Consider the following 18287-nt stretch of genomic DNA (forward strand, 5'->3'; position numbering starts at 1 on the left):
TAAGCTATCCCACCATTCACCTGTGCCAAGGGTCTGATTTTAGATGTAATAGGCAAATACTGGCACTGGTTAGAAAGAGTCCTATGCTCTTTATAATCGTCCAGAAGCTATTTTCAAGGGGATTTGCTGGCTAATCATGAATAAGTGTACCAAAGATAATCCCTTTAGCTATTCTCACTAAACGCTCAATTCCTGCGATAGCTTTCACAAAGGCAGTCGTGAATTATTTACAGAAACGGCAACACAAACTTAAGTAACGCATTTGATGGTCCCGCGCCGGCGTACCGGCCACCGCGGTTCCTTTTTTAGCTTTACCCAGTAACAAATAGTCGAGTTTGGGCCATGGATTGCTGAACAAAAATCAGAGAAGTATAACTCAATGAAACTTATTCCAGTAGTGCAAACTCGGCCAGATAAACCAGCGCTCCAGCAATGTAGCCAATGAAAGCTAACCAACTGATTTTCCGCAAATACCAACCGAACTCCAGCTTTTCCAGGCCCATAACAGCCACCCCGGCTGCTGAGCCAATAACCAGAATACTTCCGCCCGTACCTGCACAATAAGCCAGAAACTCCCATAACTTGCTATCGGTCGGAAAGGTCTGCATATCATACATACCCATAGCAGCCGCCACAATCGGTACGTTGTCGACAACTGCTGAAGCAAGCCCAATCAGAAGAACAATACTATCCAGATTACCAATTGTCTGGTTCAACGATTCGGCCAAATTCCGCAATACACCCGTCGTTTCTAACGTACCAACAGCCAGCAGAATACCCAGAAAAAACAAAATACTAGGCGTATCGATACGGCTTAAGGCATAAGCGGGCGTAAATTTCTGTCGATCAGCTTCATCTTTGTCACTATGTAATACTTCGGATACAACCCAGATTATACCCAAAACCAGCATCATACCCATGTAAGGCGGTAAATGCGTAATTGTCTTGAAAACGGGTACGTAAAGCATTCCACCAAGCCCAACAGCCAGCATAATCCGTCGATCCCGGCGGGCAGTTGGCGTTACATAGGGGCGGCTAACACCTCTTTTTTCAGTTGTTACGACGCTTTCCTCACCGGGCTTAATCTGCAGCGTGAGAATAGACAACGGAATTAGTAGAGCAACCAGACTCGGCAACAATAACGAACTGATTATTTTGGCAGTGGTAATCTGTCCGCCAATCCAGAGCATGGTCGTTGTTACGTCTCCAATGGGCGACCATGCCCCACCGGCATTAGCCGCAACGATGATCATCCCCGCCATAAGCTGACGCTGTTCCGTGTTACGTATTAGTTTGCGGGATACCGATACCATCACGATCGATGAGGTCAGGTTGTCCAGCAGAGCCGACAAGACAAACGTTAACAGGCTGATTATCCAAAATAAAACTCGCGTATTACGACTGGCAATACGGTCGGTAATCAAGGTAAAACCATCATGCGCATCAATCAGCTCAACAACAGTCATGGCTCCCAGCAGGAAGAACAAAATCTCGGCAATGCCAGCCAGGTGTTCGCTCAGGTGGTGAACGACCGATTCAGCGTCTGAACTTATCAATGCATAAACCGCCCAGCAAACCACTCCCGTGATCAGTGCAGTAGCCGTTTTATTGATCTTGAGCGGGTGTTCGAGGGTAATCAGTAAATAACCGATAACAAAGAGGAAGATAAGAGTTACTATCATAACGGGAATTTCGTATCACTACGAATTGTTTTATCAGCAAATGCTGTAAGCTTACACAAACTACAAAAGCACCGTATTTATAAGTCGCCCCTGCATGTCAAAGTTCATTATTCGTGTTTCTTCGCTTGGTCCAGACGGCATGGCCTTGTTCCCATTTATTCTGGTTCGCAAGGCTGATCCAGGCAAGGTATTGATCAATCATGAGCGCATTCACCTACGTCAGCAAGCGGAGTTAGGCATTCTTTTGTTTTACGTATGGTACGTAGCAGAATACCTAATTCGGCGGTTCCAGTACCGCAAACACTACACTGCCTACCGCAATATCAGCTTCGAACGCGAAGCATTCGCCAATGAAGATAATCTGACCTACCTGCAGACGAGGCCATTCTGGGCGTTCTGTAAATACTTGTCTAGCGCTAACGTATGACGTTTTAGGTACGTAATATGTCATACTTCCTACGTAGCGTCTACTCCTCACTCACGGTTGGTTTTTGCCCCAAGCCTCCAGCCATCATTACTAGTAACGATAACACAATAACCAGGATAGGAATCCCGTCCCGAAAGCCAATAACCCGCATTTCGGCCGGAATATTCAGATAAAGCAGAATGGTAATCAAACCTCGGGGCGCAATCCAGAGCAGTGGTTTAACCGGCCCCTGATACGTCAGGCGGAGCGTAACCCAACGCCAGCCAATAATAACGGCCACAAAAATAGCACTAACAATTAACGCATCACGATCCAGTAACTCACTGGTAACAGCCGTATAGCCCAAAATCAAAAAGAAGAACGTTCGGACCACAAAGGCTCCCTCGGCTGTAAGATTTTTGAGCTGATCCAGCTCCCGTTCAAATAAGTCGTTTTTCAGGACTCGACTGAGCTGACCCCGAATAAAAAGCTCGGTATTGTTCAAAAACAGCCCAAAAATCAAAATCAGGATCAGCGATGAAAGGTGATTTATTTCGGCTACAGCATAGACCAGAAACAGTACCGAAATGATTGGCAGAAATTTAATGCGATGGTTGATCCGGCCAATCAGGTACAGCAGTAGCAAACAGCACACTAATGATAAAAGCGCCATAACCAGCATATCGCGGGCAAAGAACCATACGGCACTCAATACAGAATCACGGCTTAATATCAGGAAGTTAAATACCAATACCCCAATTATCCCCGCAAAAGCCGATTCATAAATAACAAATTCGCCCTGGCCAACGGATAGGTTGGAAACACTGGGTATGGCAACCGCGCTACTAATGATAGAAAAAGGTAAAGCGGCAATCAGGCAATGATAAAACGAGTCGTTCAGCAGTAAATACAGTACGCTGGCCAACAGAAACGTAATACCGGCAACCGACAGCAGTGAGGCCAGTAGCGTGCGCCGTATTACGTTTAACTTTTCGGTATGTAACTCCAGATCCAGCCCATTTTCAAGCACAATAAGAATCAGACCCAGGGTACCCAGTATCGGTAGAACGGTATTGACAACAGGGAGTTGAACGCCCAAATAATTAGTCGCCTGTCGGGTCAAGCCTCCCAGCAGCAACAGCAATAATACTGACGGCGTTTTAAATCGATTGCTTAATAGGTCAAAAGCATAGGAAATCAAAACCGACAGGCTAAGAACAATAATCAGAATCGAAGAATCCATATTCCGTTAACAAGTAGCAGTCAGCAGGGGTCCGGTAAAAGCCAGTTAATCCTGAGTCAACAAAAGTAGTAGCAAACAGGAAACCAAAAGCGGTTTTAATGAATTGCTTACCGTCTTTTGGTCCTGGTGGATTAGCTACGACTATGATACCTAGCTGCTATTGTTTTGCGTAGTAATATAGATTTACGGACGCGGCACTGGCGCGCTCGCTGATCGTAAAAAAGCCTTTCCCCTCCCGATCAAAACCAATTGCCTCTCCCTGAGGTTCTGCTTTGACCACCAACTGACGGGCGGTGTTCTTTTGCATCGCGTCGGCAACAGACTGGCCAGCATTACGTTTCCAGTGAAAAACCTGAAGGTAAGTACGTAATAAAATTTCCGAACCGTCGGGCGAAATACCTGCGCTTGTTACGTAAGTAAATGGCAGCTCACCGTAGGCTTCCAGCGTTGTTACCTGATTAATGTCCTGCGGATAGGGCAGTCGGTATAAACGTACTTTCGACTCCCGTTTGGAAATAATCCAGGTATCGTGGGTTTGCGGATCAACAATCATAGCTTCTGCATCGCGGGGGCCGTCAGGATATCTGAAATTGATACGTTCCACTTGCCCGATAGACTCCTGTAAGCTCGCTGGCTCCAAAAAACGATAGATCACACACGTTGGCCGTTGTGCGTTATTATCACCAAAATCACCAATGTAGAGGTAATTCCTACCATCCTGCGGCCCTGGTCCAATCGCCATATCTTCCCAATCGACATTAGTAGCATTCGGAATGTTGATTTTCCCTTTCAAACTACCATCATGCCCCAACAGGGCCAGCTCTGGCGGACTGCCACTATCCTGCTCAATCCAGATAGTACCAGGCATTGATCGGCTATCGGCTAAACCAGAGGCCTCGTCTACCTGACCGGGTGGAACAGGCGACACCGTTGGATTACTACTAAACTTGATATCATCTGGCGATACTCCAATGTTACAGGAGAAAACGCCCAGTGTACCAAGAACGAATATGATAATACGCATGAACATTTCAGGTTGATTCGATCGTCAAAGTAACGAAAAGCATGACGAAAATGATTTATCCTTTTCCGACAAACTATCGAATGTATAAAGCAGGCGGCATGGTGTAGGATGTATGAAGTATAATGTAGGATATATGCCAGGAGCCCCACACATCATAGATCCTACTTAACCTCCGGTAGAAGAATACGGAACGTAGCACCACTGCCTGGCTGGCCATGCGCAGTAATATATCCTTTATGATTCTCCACTACTTTCTGTACAATAGCCAACCCGATACCGGTTCCCTGGTAATCACTACGCCCGTGCAACCGCTGAAATACCTGAAAAATACGTTCGGCATGGTGTGGTTCGAAACCAATACCATTGTCTGATACGTCGATTAAATGAAACATACGATTAGCATCCGACGGTCTGACCGATATGGTAGCCTCGGCCCCACGAAGCAGGCGCGACGTAATGACAACAACTGGCTTACGATCCGTATGCGCAAATTTCAACGAGTTGCTGATCAGATTCTGAAACAACTGACGAAGTTGAGGAACATCGCCCTTAATGATTGGCAACGGATCAACTTTTATCGTAGCCTGCTTGCTATCGATTGCTGTTTCAACATCATTCAGCACATCGTCTACGATCCGATTGAGATCCACGGCAACACTTATTTCCTGCTTTCCCGAAACCCTTGAATAAGCCAGTACATCTTTAATCAATACCTGCATTCGGGCAGCCGCTGATTGCATACGCTGAATCATATCGGCACCCGACTCTCCAATTATTGGTGCATACTGTGTTTGAATGATATCGCCAAAGGCCTGGATTTTACGTAAAGGCTCCTGCAGATCGTGGCTGGCTACGTAGGCAAACTGCTCCAGATTCTGATTCGACTGCTGAAGTTCAGTAATCGACCCTTCCAGTTGCTGTTGAAGTTGTTTAAGCGGTGTATAGTCGCCGAACGTTACCAGCACTTCGTCGCCCATTTTGGTGGCCATAATATCCAGCCAGGCATCTATTCCGCCACCATCGTAATGAAAATCAAACCGTTGCGCCTTGCCAGTTCGATACGTCTGGTAGTAAAAATCGAATAAGCCATTCGTTTTGTAATCAGGAAACCACTTACTGCCTAACTCGCCGGTTACCGTTTCAGATTCCTGACCTACGTAGGATGCCAGCTGTTTATTGGCTAACCTAAAACGGAAATCAACCACTTCCGACCGCTCGTTACGTACTGGGCTAAACAGAAAAATACCGGTTTGCGACGTATCGATTACGGTTTTTAACTCGGCGCGCGATCGCTCTAATTCCTGCTGCGCCTGCTTAACTTCAGTGATGTATTGAAATACAGTCAGTACATCATCGCCTTGCCGAACAATAGTAATATCGGCCCACAAATCAACTTCATCATCGGAGAAATGATTTTCGTACCGCTGTGTCTCGCCCGTTTGCAGCGTTTTTACCAATCGATCGAAGAATCCTTTCTGGGCCGACACCGGAAACATAGAGAACAACGTATTCCCTTTCATGAAATCCAGCTCCCGCCCGGTTGCCTTCGCAGCAATTGGATTGACCAGTTTGTACCGGAAATCAATAACTTCGTCAGCATCATTCCGAATCGGTTCATACAGCACTAGCGCCGTAGGCGAATTATCGATTACGGTTTGCAGCAAATCGGCGGTTTGCTCAATTTGCTGTTGAATCCGGCGCGATTCCGTAACATCATTGTAGGTTACAACAAGTCCATCGCCTAATTTGCTGGTACTGACATGAACCAGCAGACTTATATTGTCGGCATCATAATAAAGCTCCTTTTGCCCTTCAATACCAGTTTCTATTGTTTCGACGTATAGATCGAACAGACCAGCCTCCTTAATTCCTGGGAAATCGACTAGTGCTAACCGCCCAATGAGCTGATCCAATGGTTTCCCGGCTACCCTGGCCCCAATTTCATTAGCCGCCGTAATGAGTAAGTCAATGAGTTCACCATGCTCATTCCGAATGGCTTCAAACGCCATAATACCATTCGAAATACCATTTAGAACACTGTGGAGAAGCCCTGATTGGTGTTTGTAATTTAACAGGTCCTTTTTTTGCTGCGTAATATCAACTCCGGTTACAACACAACCGTCGCCAATTTTTGAAATGGACGTATCATACCAGGCATCCACATCAGGGAAATAGTGCTGCGCCCATATCGTTTGCCCTGTTTCGACAACCTGACAGAACAGCGTAAACTGACCTGTTTCGCGCGAGTCTGGGCGGAACCCGAGGAGTGTGTAGTCAAGCGGATCTTTACCGTATCGCTTTATTACGTCCTGACGAGCAACGGGATTAGCCAGACGTACGTTGAAATCGACAATCTCTCCCGCTTCGTCCCGAATCGCTTCGTAGACAAAGATGTTGCTGATCGATGTATCCAGAATTGTTTGCAGCAGTCTGGTTTCTTCCTGGCCTTCGGCTCCATCGACCTTCAACCGTGTTACGTCGCGCGTAACCTGTAAAATACCATCCTTGAATTTAGATCGGGAAATAAGTTGCCAGGCATTGAGTGCCGTATCGAAACACGTTTGCTCTTGCGCCACCCCAGTCTCAAAAACTGTCCGCATAACGGTGTAGGCGACCAGTTGATGCTGATGTTCAGACGATGTCTCATTCAGCAACGTTGCTCCTATACGAGCCAGATTGCCATCTGGGGAACTTGTAACAGCTTTTTGATTGGCATACTCAACACGAAAATTGATTAGCTGATCATGCTCGTCACGGAGTGCCCGCATCCATATAACGGAATCGGGCAAGGCATCGAGCAATTGCGCAATTTCGAGATCGGCAGCCTGATTAGAGTACATTCTTCATTAACGTTGTTTAAGAGCCGCCCTACTATATGGCTATAGTTGATGCGCAGAATTTTCCTGATAATTAGGAGAACGAAGGTACATAATTTATGTACCCAAATCTATGAAGACGAATTGGCTCGCTTAAATGGCCCTTTTATAGCCTTTCCCATTCAATTTCAGCTTATATTTATTGCTTCCATTAACCAATGCTCAATTGTCTATGCTTCACAACCGAACTACTCTCCGAAAAAAGCTCCACCCTCTTCTCTGGCTACTGGCGCTCTCGCCCCTTGCTGGCCAGGCGCAGGACACCCAGGGTTACCAAACCCCTCCCAAAACGCTGGCCGATCTGGTAACGGCCCCGCTTACTCCTACCGTTCGCATGGCGTCCAAAAGCGACATGATGCTTATTCTGGAACAAGCCGCGGCTCCCAGTATTGCCGAATTGTCGCAACCCGAACTGAAACTAGCTGGTTTGCGGATGAACCCGGCCAACAATGGTCCTAGCCGTGTGCAATACATAACCGGCCTTAAGCTCAAAAAGCTGACCGATAAAGACAGCAAGGCCATAACCGGCCTCCCAGCCTCTCCGCTGATTAGCTTTGTTCAATGGTCGCCCGACGATTCGAAAGTGGCTTTTGCCAACTCTACCGACAATCGTATGGACCTCTACGTTGCTGATGTAGCCACGGCCAGTGCGCAAAAAGTGGGCTCCATCGCCCTGAACGGAACGCTGGGTATGCCGTATCGCTGGCTATCCGATAGCAAGGGCTTAATCGTAAAAGCGATCCCAGCGAACCGGGGAGCTGCCCCAGAAGTCAGCCGGGTTCCTTCCGGCCCGACCACTCAGCAAAACATCGGTGGACAACGTGGGCAGGCACCAACGTATCAGGATTTGCTCAAAAACCCATCCGACGAGCGCCAGTTCGCTTACTACACTACGTCGCAGGTGGTTCGGCTCGGGCTCGACGGATCAACGACGCCAATTGGTCAACCCGGCATTATCATCTCGGCTGACCCGTCTCCGGATGGACAGTACGTCATGGTTGAAACGGCTCATACCCCCTTCTCCTATCTGGTTCCGGTTTACCGTTTCCCGCTCAAAACAGATGTCTACGCCGTCACAGGCTCGCTGGTTAAGAGCCTTAATGATAGCCCTTTGCAGGAAAACGTTTCCTACAGCCGCGATGGTGTTGCTACTGGCCCCCGTGACTTCAACTGGCGGGCCGATGCTCCTGCTTCTGTTTATTATACTGTTGCTCAGGACAATGGCGATCCAAAAGTTAAAGCCGACATTCGCGACAAGGTTTATCTGGTAGATGCGCCATTTACGGCTCAGCCTAAAGAAATCTATGCATCCCAATTCCGCTTCGGTGGTTTTGATTGGGGCAATGAATCGACTGCTTTTGCCAGTGAACGCTGGTGGCAAAGTCGTAAAACGATCACCAAAATCGTTAACCCATCCAACTGGCAAACGTCAGTGCTTTTTGATCGTTCGTACGAAGATCGTTACTCCAACCCAGGTCAGCCCGATACGAAAACGAATCAGTATGGCCGCGAGGTGCTAAATCTGTTACCTTCCGGCGAGATCGTTATGGTGAACCCACAAGGCTCATCGCCCGAAGGTGACCGTCCGTTCGTGAGTCTGCTGAATCTGAAAACCAAGCAGAGCAAAGAATTATGGCGTTCGGTGGCTCCTTATTTCGAGCGTCCTATTGCCGTATTGGATGCAACCAAACAGGTTATCCTGACCACGCGCGAATCGCCCGACGAAAGCCCTAACTACTACGTTCGGAATCTGAAAGCGCGCATCGCTCCTATTCAGGCCACGTTCTTCCCACATCCTTATCCAAATCTAAAAGGCATCCAGAAGCAACAACTGCGCTACAAACGTAACGATGGTGTTGATCTGACCGCTACGTTGTATTTGCCGGTTGGCTACAAAAAAGAACAAGGCCCATTGCCTACCTTCCTGTGGGCGTATCCGGCTGAGTTTAAAAGCAAAGATGCTGCTGGCCAGGTTTCGGGTTCACCCTATCAGTTCAACCGGATTAGCTTCTGGGGAGCTGCTGCGTTTGTAACAATGGGTTACGCCATTCTCGACAATGCGAGTATCCCCATAGTAGGTGAAGGCGACAAAGAGCCCAATGATACGTATGTAGAGCAATTGGTAGCGAGTGCTAAAGCGGCTATCGACGAAGGCGTTCGGTTAGGCGTGGTCGATTCGAGTAAAGTAGGCGTAGGTGGGCACTCATACGGCGCTTTCATGACAGCGAACCTGTTGACGCACAGCCGTTACTTTAAAGCGGGGATTGCCCGTAGTGGTGCCTATAACCGTACCTTAACGCCGTTTGGCTTCCAGAACGAGCAACGTACCTACTGGCAGGCTCCTGAAGTCTATAGCAAAATGTCGCCATTCATGAATGCCGATAAAATGAAAACTCCGTTGATGCTGATTCACGGCGAGGCTGACAACAATACCGGTACGTTCCCGATTCAATCGGAACGCTATTACAATGCCCTGAAAGGTTTCGGCGCAACAACCCGACTGGTATTTCTACCCTACGAAAGCCACCACTATGATTCGAAGGAATCGCTCCTGCACATGTTGTGGGAAATGAACGGCTGGCTCGACAAATATGTCAAGAACCCATCTGCTACAGCCAGCACCAATGCCGCTGGTAAAGTGGGCGGTGGCAGCAAATAAGACGTAACTTAAAAGCCGTCCCGGCTTAGCGAAGAGAAATAGCTAAACCGGGACGGCTTTTTTATTGATGTAAGCTGTTAACCTCGTACGTTCAGGCAGGCTGAAGCTGGGTTGTAACAGCAATCCGATTCCAGGCATTGATGGTTACGATAGCCATAATTACCTGAGCCAGATAACTACTACCGAGTAACGCTTCGGCCCGTTGATACGTAGCGTCTGAAACCCGGCCGGTAATCAGCGTTACTTCTTCAGTTAAGGCTAAAATCGCCCGTTCTTCTTCCGTGAAAAACGGAGCTTCACGCCAGGCACTCAGAGCGTAGATCCGTTGTTCGGTTTCGCCAGCCTTCCGGGCATCTTTTGTGTGCATATCAATACAGAAGGCACAGCCGTTAATCTGCGACGCTCTGATTTTGATGAGTTCCTTGTGGGTTTTCGTCAAATCACTCGCACCCAAATATTTTTCCAGGCCCAGCATAGCATTATAGGCTTTAGCCTCCGTTTCCAGGATATTGATTCTCTTGCTCATTGTCTTTGCGATTAGTAAGTCGATTGTTTGATTTACGTTGCAAAGGTGGGCGTTGGCCTGCTCTGAAAAAATGAAACTAGTTTAAGAAATGATTCGCCACGCCCATAAATTTTTCGGGCTGATCAGTTGCGTTTAGCCCTGATTTTACTCAAAAACTGCGGTGTAAAACCCAGATACGAAGCCAGCATATACAACGGCACTCGCTGCGCAAAATCAGGAAACATGGCCGTGAACTGGTTGTATCGATCTTCGCCCGACAGATTGTTCATAAATTCAATACGTCGCTGAGAAGCCGTGTAGGCACGTAGCAAGACCAACCGAAAATAGCGTTCCAGCTTAGGAACTTTCGCCAGCAATTCGTCCTGCACACTGGCTTTTAGTTCGATAATTTCGGTATCCTCAACGGCCTGAATGTAATACTGGCTGGGCCGCTGACTCGTCAGGCTTCCGTAATCAGCAATCCACCAGTTCTCAAGCCCAAAGTGAGTAATCTGCTCCTGTTCGCTGGTGGTTATAAAAAACAGCCGCAAACACCCCGAACTGATAAAATAATTGGCCGCACAAACCTTCCCCGGCTCCAGCAAAAAGGTCTTTTTTGCTACGTGTCGATGACTGAGAAATGAACAGAGCACCTCAATTTCCGACGGCTCTAAATCAACGTAGCGCCGAATATGGTCTAGAAGAGACTGGTAGATCATCAGGCTTCCATTCATTTGATTGGGGGTTTATAGATGAAAGCAACCAGCACCAGGCAACTAACCAATATAATTTCGGTTAACGTATTGTCGTAAACCAATTGGCTGGCATCGAGTAGCCAAAAGTACGATACGTAGCCTGGCAAAGCACTGCCGATTTCCCTTTTGCTAAGAATTCACCTTGTTAATCAGACAAATAAATACACCTCACTTACTTTGTCGGCACTATGCGTCTGAAAGATAAACTACCCCTTAGCTATCTTTTATTTACGAGCCGAGGCCGAATTAACCGCTTAACCTATTGGACTGTATCTGCTTTTATCTGGAGCACATTCTACGTATTGCATACGCTTCTGAATGACTTTATTGGTGAAGGCGCTACGTATATTCTCTACCCTTTGCTGCTTGTCTCGCTGGTTGCTACAGCCACCAAACGACTCCACGATATCAACCGCTCCGGCTATTGGCTATTGATCGTGCTGATTCCGGTTCTTGGCGCGCTCTGGCTGATTTATTGGCTTGGTTTCAAAAAAGGCGACAACCGGGCAAATCGGTTCGGAACCATACCGAACGAAGCCGCCGATTACCTCAAAAATGACGACGGCTCGCTAATACCTCATCTTAAAACGCAGGAACGTATCATTAATGACGTAACGCATCTGAATCCGGTTGTGGTCGCCGACGTTTTCCGGCCTACATCAACCGAGGAGTTACAGGAAAAAGTACGCACCACAACCGGCCCCGTTTCGGTGGGTGGTGGCCGCTTCAGTATGGGTGGCCAAACAGCCAGTCCGCATAGCCTGCACATCGATATGCGCGGCTTAAATCAGGTTATTCATTTTTCGAAAGCGGAGCGGATTATCAAAGTACAAACCGGTATTCGCTGGTGCGACATTCAGCGATTTATTGACCCGCATGATCTGAGTATCAAAATTATGCAGACGTACGCCAATTTTACGGTTGGGGGCGCCCTGAGCGTTAATTGCCACGGTCGCTACATGGGTCATGGCCCACTCATCCTGTCCGTACGTTCCGTTGAAGTCCTGCTGGCCGATGGATCGTTGGTCTACGCCAGCCGAACCGAAAATCCGGACTTATTTTTTGGCACCATCGGCTGCTATAACGGTCTGGGCATCATCGTAACCGCCGAACTTGATCTCGAAGAAAATCTGGCTGTTCGCCGGGTATACAAGAAGCTTCCCTACACGGATTACAGTTCCTTTTTTATTGATACGATTCGCGATAATCCGGAAGCCGTTTTCCATAATGGCGATATGTATCCACCGGCGTTTACGAACATGCGAGCCGTTACGTGGGTCAAAACAACCGAAAAACCAACTGTTAAAACCCGGCTCATGCCACTGCGCGAATCCTACCCGCTGGAACGCTATTTCATGTGGGCTTTCACGGAAACGATGCTGGGCAAATGGCGTCGCGAACACGTGGTTGATCCGCTCCTATACCTCACTACGCCCATTCACTGGCGTAATTACGAAGCGGGTTATGACGTAGCCGAGCTGGAACCACGTTCCCGGACAAAGCGAACCTACGTATTGCAGGAGTATTTTGTTCCGGTTCGGCATTTCGAGGTTTTTGCCCGGAAAATGAGCGAGATTTTCAATCGGTATAACGTCAATGTGATTAACGTATCGGTTCGGCACGCGTTGCCCGATCAAGGTTCCTACCTGGCCTGGGCTCGCGAAGAAGTATTCGCGTTTGTGGTTTACTACAAACAGCGAACCAACGACGTAGCAAAAAACGCAGTCGCGATCTGGACGCGCGAACTCATCGATGCGGTTCTGTCGGTAGAAGGCGCTTATTATTTACCATATCAGGCACACGCTACAGCCGGGCAATTTCATCAGGCCTACCCGAATGCCCGAAAATTATTCGCGTTAAAAAAGAAACTCGACCCCGATTTCAGGTTTCATAATATACTCTGGGACACGTATTACCAACCCGATAACAACTGAAAACCATGATAACGACCACATCAGAATTTCATACGGTATTCGACAATACGAAACCACGCGATGCTTTTTATCGCTTTTTGCAGGTTGTTTTTCACCTCTATCCGGAAGATAAATTTCATCACCTGATCGGCGAAGTCACGAAAACAGAAACGTCGGACGAGCGAATCTATAAAACGATTCAGGATCGTCTGCCGACTATAAAACCATTTCTGTCGGAGCTGACCTATGCTCTGCCCGCGCTCAAGGTTCAGAAAAAAGAGATGACCCGGCAGATGCTGAGCTTACTTCCTACCGGGGCTAAACTGAACGGGTATGCCGAAATTGGATCAACGGGTCGTTATATCAGCGATCTGCGTAAACACGTGCCCGTCAGTGGACCAATTTACCTCATCAACGACGTAGCGCCGACCTATGGCCCGGCCGATATTATGGAGCGCGGCCAACTAACCAAGCTCGGTACGTTCATAGAATCGCACGATTTTGATCCCATCAGCGCTACTGAGATTCCCGATGAAAGCGTCGATTTAGTGACCTGCCTGATTGGTCTTCACCACACCCGCCCCGAAAAGCTGGCTGGTTTTCTACAATCCGTTCGGCGCATATTACGTCCTGGCGGCTGGTTTATCCTGCGTGATCACGACGTCAAAAATCCAGACATGGCTACGTTCGTCTCGCTCGTTCATACGGTGTTTAATCTGGGGCTAAACGTCAGTTGGGAAACCGATCAGCAGGATTATAAGGATTTTAAACCCATTGAGGAATGGAGTAAACTCGTGACGCAGGAAGGGTTTACTGACGCGGGCAAACGGCTCCTGCAGGCGAATGACCCTTCAGACAATACGATGGTAATTTTCACAAAGAACTAAGCCAGCCCATGCTTCGCCTTCCCATTCTGACAGTTGTTATGGTCTTACTGGCCGTGGTTCTATATCTGCGTAAAGGTCGCCAGACACTAACGATTCCGGCGGGTAAAGGCTGTGTTGTTCCGAATGATTGGTTCGCAGCGAATCCGCATCCCATGACACCAGCCGATCATGTCCGGCCAGCCGACCAAACGTTTCTGACGTATCCTGAATGGTTTCTGGTACACAGCCCGGCCGAAATTGCTGATTATGCCAAGAACCACACGACCACTACGTTCCCTTACATGAGTCACGTTCGGCAGCTCTGGCAGAGTTACGGTATCGTGTACGACCAGATAAAAGCGACTTTTCCGTTCAATACGGGCTACCACGTCATGATCTGGGTTATTGGCGTAAGCACAACCGTAGAGTATGCCATGAAGGCGCTTTACGAAACGGTTGTTGGCCGATTAACCAATCCCGCTCATGGCTGCGTAGTGACCGACGAAGATAAATTTAACGCGCAGTTTACGCAGGATTATGTCGATTTTATTCGGGAATTACCGTGGTATGAATTTGATTTTACATCCCGCATTTCCCGGCTCTTCTCCGAAACATCGTTATGGGGCCCGCATTTCATCCGAAAATGTGAGCGCAAGTACATGCTCCTCACCGAATTAGTAGTGAAAGCGGGTTACGGCTATCTTATTAAACTCGGCACTAAAGCCGCTTACGACGAAGCGTTGCTCACCACGGCGGTTGTTGTTGATAAAGCCCCCGCTACGTTACCATCCAAAACGAAACTACTGAAAACGTATCCTGACGAGTCAGCCCTATTGCTTCTTCCCCGCTACGAAGCGTTCAATCCGGCCGCATCGGCTCTGGCACAACACGGTGTTACGTTCCGCGAAATTGCGGGCAATAACTCAGCCCTTCTCCTGACCGTCTTGTCGCCCGAAAACTGGCACCCTGATCGACCGGATTTTCGGGTTGTTTTCACCCAGCCTGTTCTGACAAAACCTGGCCTGAAGCGAGTTGCCCTGGTAACAACGGTTGGCCGACTTAACAAAACCATCCGATACGTTCAGGAACAGCACGTAACGATTGAGCACGTGTATGATTATTGAGTGAATCTAGATGGCAAATACCCTTATTGAAATTTTTGCATCAATTGAAATAGCTAATAATTTAGCCAATTCAAATGTGCCTACAATCTTATAAGCAAATCACAAAAAGCTATTAGACTATCTTGTATCTGTCTCTTATGTTATAGGTGAAGTTTAGCTTCAATACAAATCATATTACTTGGCTATTCTTCTTCATCAAATTCAAACGTAAACGGATTTACTTCTTTCCAAGAGAATCTTTCTTTTGGTCTCTCTTTCTCCCGCTCTAAATATTTTTCGGTTGCATCATAAATTATTCTATCAAACTGAAGTTGATCATCTTTAAAATGCAGTATACCTGAGATGACGGTTTGGCTGAAATTTTCCTCACCCCCATGCGCCGAATGATAAATAGACTTTTGTCCAAGTACAGTCCAGAAGACGCGCAAACCTTGCTGATTTAGCATGTCCAGAAATTCTGCTTTACAGATTAATAGACATGAATCTCCCGCTTTAGCGACGCTGGGATCAAAGCAAACTATTTGACCATTTGAATTAGCGAAAGTTCCTTCTGTTTCGGTAAACTGTAGTTTCAGCTTATCAAATAGAAAACTATTTGGCACATAAAAACTGATCGATTCCTCTTTCGACATATCATATTGTTCTGACCATATATAATCCTCGATAGGCACCATAACCGGCTCTAAATTTTCAATACCAGCATTGCGGTGATGGTAGCCGACGGTTATTCTTCTCCAAGGGTGCTGAATACATTCATCCTTTTGTGTCTGATCTACAAGTGAATTATAGGGTGGAGACCAGTAAAGTTCACGGCTAAATAGATCACGTTGTTCCCTATGTTCAGGCATCCACTTACCAAAAAAATCCTGAGTCTTCCCCCATTCAATAAACTTGCTATAGGCTTTATCGGATACTATATAGGCTCGAAGTTGATACCAAAGATTTTTCTTTGGCGTATGGTATTCATCCTCATGAGCAAGCGTGGGTTCTTGCCAAGAAGGATGCGACTCAAGGGAAAGCCATTCTTTGCCGTCTTCAGGATTAACGAATTGGATAAATTGTATTGGCTCAGGAAAGTCATCATGCAAGGATATCCAATTAGCGTGCGGCATTTGCCAATCAAATTCCTGATTTGGATTCCACCAAGTAACGTTCCCCTTTTTAACAGAAGTTTTTCTGATCAATATAGTAGGATCAATATCGCGTACAGACGGCTCCCAAGGACCTTGGTATGGAACTTCCTTATCATCACGCCAACGATCTCTATGAGTGACGTTATCAGAAACACGCGCGAGTAATTCATGCATCGCAATCCATTGATATTTTTTCCCAATTCTTTCGCTTTGCACGTCATCCCGACCATTTTTGAAACGTCCTATATATGCTTCAAACTCACCTAGCTTTTCAACATCATAGCCATATTTCTCAAATATCCACTGGACTGCTAGATTGCTTAATTGGTTAACACTAATATCTTTAGCCCAACCACTGAAATTGCCTTCAAATACATATCGCCCGAAATCACCATACATTCTACCCCCAGAGTTGGTTATCATTGAACTTAGAATTTCATTCTGTGACCAATGATACTTTTTGAAATCAGCAGATTTGTAATCTAACTTATATTTTTCATTAATTTCCTTATTAGTCGGAAATCGCTTCGGTAGTTTGCTTTTGTAGGGAGGCCTGATTTTTTGCAAATCATTTTTTTCAGCTAGTCCTAAATAATCAGCATATTCAATTACTTGCCGTGCGTAATCCCGAAGTAAAATGTGTGGGTAAACTTCGTCTCGATTAAAAATAGTGTGGTAAGTATAGTCACTCAGTATTTTTATTTTTTCTGTAGATTTTGTTCTCAAGGCACATCCGTATGCCACTGCCCACAACCTCTCATATACATACGGGTCATTAATCTTTTCAAAGGTTTGAAGTGTCTGGATTAGAATCGGAATACGATTCTCAAACAGAGATACTAATGCCTTCGTGGTAGAGTCACGTAGAAGACGATTTGAACTGGTTAAGAACCAAGCCAAGGTCTGTCCTAATAAGCGAGCAGATTCGTCTTCGATATTTTCCTTAGAAGCTGGAGACCAAGCCCAATCTACAAGACGCTGTACAGCGGATACCTCTTCTGATTCTTCAGGCTCACGTGCGTATTTAAAATGGATATACTTTGACCACCAAGAATCACGTTCAACCATGCTTAAAGGCATTAACGATTGGTGTAAAAAATCACTGTTAAACGGGTGCTGTGGCGAAGCTGTAACCAACAACAAGTTTTGGGTTAGACGGTCAAACCAGTACTCTTCTTGATCAGTTTCCGCGATACGTTGAAGGTAACGTTTAGATTTCTCAGTATATGACGTCAACTTTCTCCATAGTAAACTTTCAATAAAAGCACCGGCCAACGAGCCTGTATTCGCAAATTGGGGAAGCACCTGATGTAGCTCAATACCCATCTTTTCAGGTAATTGAATAGCCATTGCCTCAACTAATCCTTCATTTTTGTGAATAGCTTTCTCCCCTGAAATTAGTAATTGTAGTTTAGTATCTTGCTTGAAAGAATATTCTGGCGAATTTTTATCAACATGATTATTGATCAGGTGAGTAACCATTAAATGATCACCAAAACGCTCATAAGTAAAATAGATAATTTCCTCACCTTTCATTTGCTGAGTATCCTGGTCCCAACGCTGTGTGAAGTTTTTACTGAGAATACCTTCGGCTATTAAATCTGCTATATACTGTCCCCGAGATGGCTCGGGTACGGCTTTAAGTCGAGGAAGATCAAGTAGCCAGTAAAACGCTTCGTCAAATGGCAAACTGCGTTCTGCTTTATCTAATAATTTCGCAGCTATTTCTTCAACTATTTTCTGCGTTAGACGTAACGAAACGGGGTAATGCCATTTCTCCGATAAAGCTTTATCTATAGCATCTAAAAGAAAGGTGATAATAGCTGTAATGCCCTCATAACCATCTGGTATCCTACGTAGGCCTTTCCTCTGCAATCCCTTACAGAATAAATGTAAAAACAATGGATTACTAAATTCGGGATGAAGTAGCGGTATACTTGGTAATGTCAGACCGTAAAAGAGAAAGAATTGTTTAGTCGCTTCGTATTCAAATGACCTAAATCCTTGATGGATAACCTTGATCAAGTTTGAATTTCTAACCGTATCTTCCGGTAGCAGTCGTTCCTCATAAGAACTACGTATGCTTATAACCAGACCTATC

12 protein-coding genes are annotated in these 18287 nt (G+C 46.4%); 5 read left to right on the forward strand and 7 right to left on the reverse strand.

Going from position 1 to position 18287, the window contains the following annotated elements; translation table 11 throughout:
- Window positions 1–386: 386 nt before the first annotated feature.
- Complete coding sequence (gene nhaD / locus GK108_RS29240; protein ID WP_163955137.1) at window positions 387–1682, reverse strand: sodium:proton antiporter NhaD; 1296 nt, start codon at window positions 1680–1682, stop codon at window positions 387–389.
- 94 nt (window positions 1683–1776) lie between these two features.
- Between nhaD and GK108_RS29245 the strand changes: the two genes are divergently transcribed.
- Window positions 1777–2109: a hypothetical protein gene (locus GK108_RS29245; protein WP_163955138.1), complete on the forward strand. Its 333-nt coding sequence runs from the start codon at window positions 1777–1779 to the stop codon at window positions 2107–2109.
- Between the two features lie 40 nt (window positions 2110–2149).
- Here GK108_RS29245 and GK108_RS29250 read toward each other — a convergent pair whose 3' ends face one another.
- The 3 genes from GK108_RS29250 to GK108_RS29260 all read right to left on the reverse strand — a co-directional run bounded on the left by GK108_RS29250 (window position 2150) and on the right by GK108_RS29260 (window position 7195).
- Window positions 2150–3331, reverse strand: a complete 1182-nt coding sequence (locus GK108_RS29250) for a cation:proton antiporter (protein ID WP_163955139.1) — start codon at window positions 3329–3331, stop codon at window positions 2150–2152.
- A gap of 157 nt (window positions 3332–3488) precedes the next feature.
- Entirely contained in the window at window positions 3489–4355 is an 867-nt protein-coding gene (locus tag GK108_RS29255; RefSeq protein ID WP_163955140.1) for a PE-PGRS family protein, read from the reverse strand.
- 161 nt (window positions 4356–4516) lie between these two features.
- Window positions 4517–7195: a PAS domain-containing sensor histidine kinase gene (locus tag GK108_RS29260; RefSeq protein ID WP_163955141.1), complete on the reverse strand. Its 2679-nt coding sequence runs from the start codon at window positions 7193–7195 to the stop codon at window positions 4517–4519.
- 208 nt (window positions 7196–7403) lie between these two features.
- On the opposite strand from GK108_RS29260, the gene GK108_RS29265 reads away from it, so the two are divergent.
- Window positions 7404–9890, forward strand: a complete 2487-nt coding sequence (locus GK108_RS29265) for an alpha/beta hydrolase family protein (RefSeq protein ID WP_163955142.1) — start codon at window positions 7404–7406, stop codon at window positions 9888–9890.
- A gap of 91 nt (window positions 9891–9981) precedes the next feature.
- On the opposite strand, the gene GK108_RS29270 is transcribed toward GK108_RS29265, so the two are convergent.
- A complete protein-coding gene (locus tag GK108_RS29270) occupies window positions 9982–10416 on the reverse strand; it encodes a carboxymuconolactone decarboxylase family protein (RefSeq protein WP_163955143.1) in 435 nt (144 codons plus the stop codon).
- 122 nt (window positions 10417–10538) lie between these two features.
- Entirely contained in the window at window positions 10539–11129 is a 591-nt protein-coding gene (locus GK108_RS29275; protein WP_212592917.1) for a Crp/Fnr family transcriptional regulator, read from the reverse strand.
- Between the two features lie 209 nt (window positions 11130–11338).
- Here GK108_RS29275 and GK108_RS29280 point away from each other — a divergent pair, with 209 nt between their 5' ends.
- The 3 genes from GK108_RS29280 to GK108_RS29285 are packed head-to-tail and all read left to right on the forward strand — an operon-like array spanning window position 11339 to window position 15053.
- Complete coding sequence (locus tag GK108_RS29280) at window positions 11339–13084, forward strand: FAD-binding protein (RefSeq protein ID WP_212592918.1); 1746 nt, start codon at window positions 11339–11341, stop codon at window positions 13082–13084.
- Window positions 13085–13089: 5 nt separating this feature from the next.
- Window positions 13090–13950 carry a class I SAM-dependent methyltransferase gene (locus GK108_RS31195; RefSeq protein WP_212592919.1) on the forward strand — a complete coding sequence of 287 codons (861 nt, stop codon included), beginning with the start codon at window positions 13090–13092 and terminating at the stop codon, window positions 13948–13950.
- A gap of 8 nt (window positions 13951–13958) precedes the next feature.
- Window positions 13959–15053 carry a hypothetical protein gene (locus tag GK108_RS29285; protein ID WP_163955144.1) on the forward strand — a complete coding sequence of 365 codons (1095 nt, stop codon included), beginning with the start codon at window positions 13959–13961 and terminating at the stop codon, window positions 15051–15053.
- A gap of 182 nt (window positions 15054–15235) precedes the next feature.
- Here the strand turns inward: GK108_RS29285 and GK108_RS29290 are convergent, their stop codons facing one another.
- Window positions 15236–18211 (reverse strand): hypothetical protein, encoded by a 2976-nt coding sequence (locus tag GK108_RS29290; RefSeq protein WP_212592920.1) that lies wholly within the window; start codon window positions 18209–18211, stop codon window positions 15236–15238.
- Window positions 18212–18287: the final 76 nt, after the last annotated feature.

The sequence above is a fragment of the Spirosoma terrae genome, assembly GCF_010435915.1.
GTDB lineage: Bacteria > Bacteroidota > Bacteroidia > Cytophagales > Spirosomataceae > Spirosoma > Spirosoma terrae.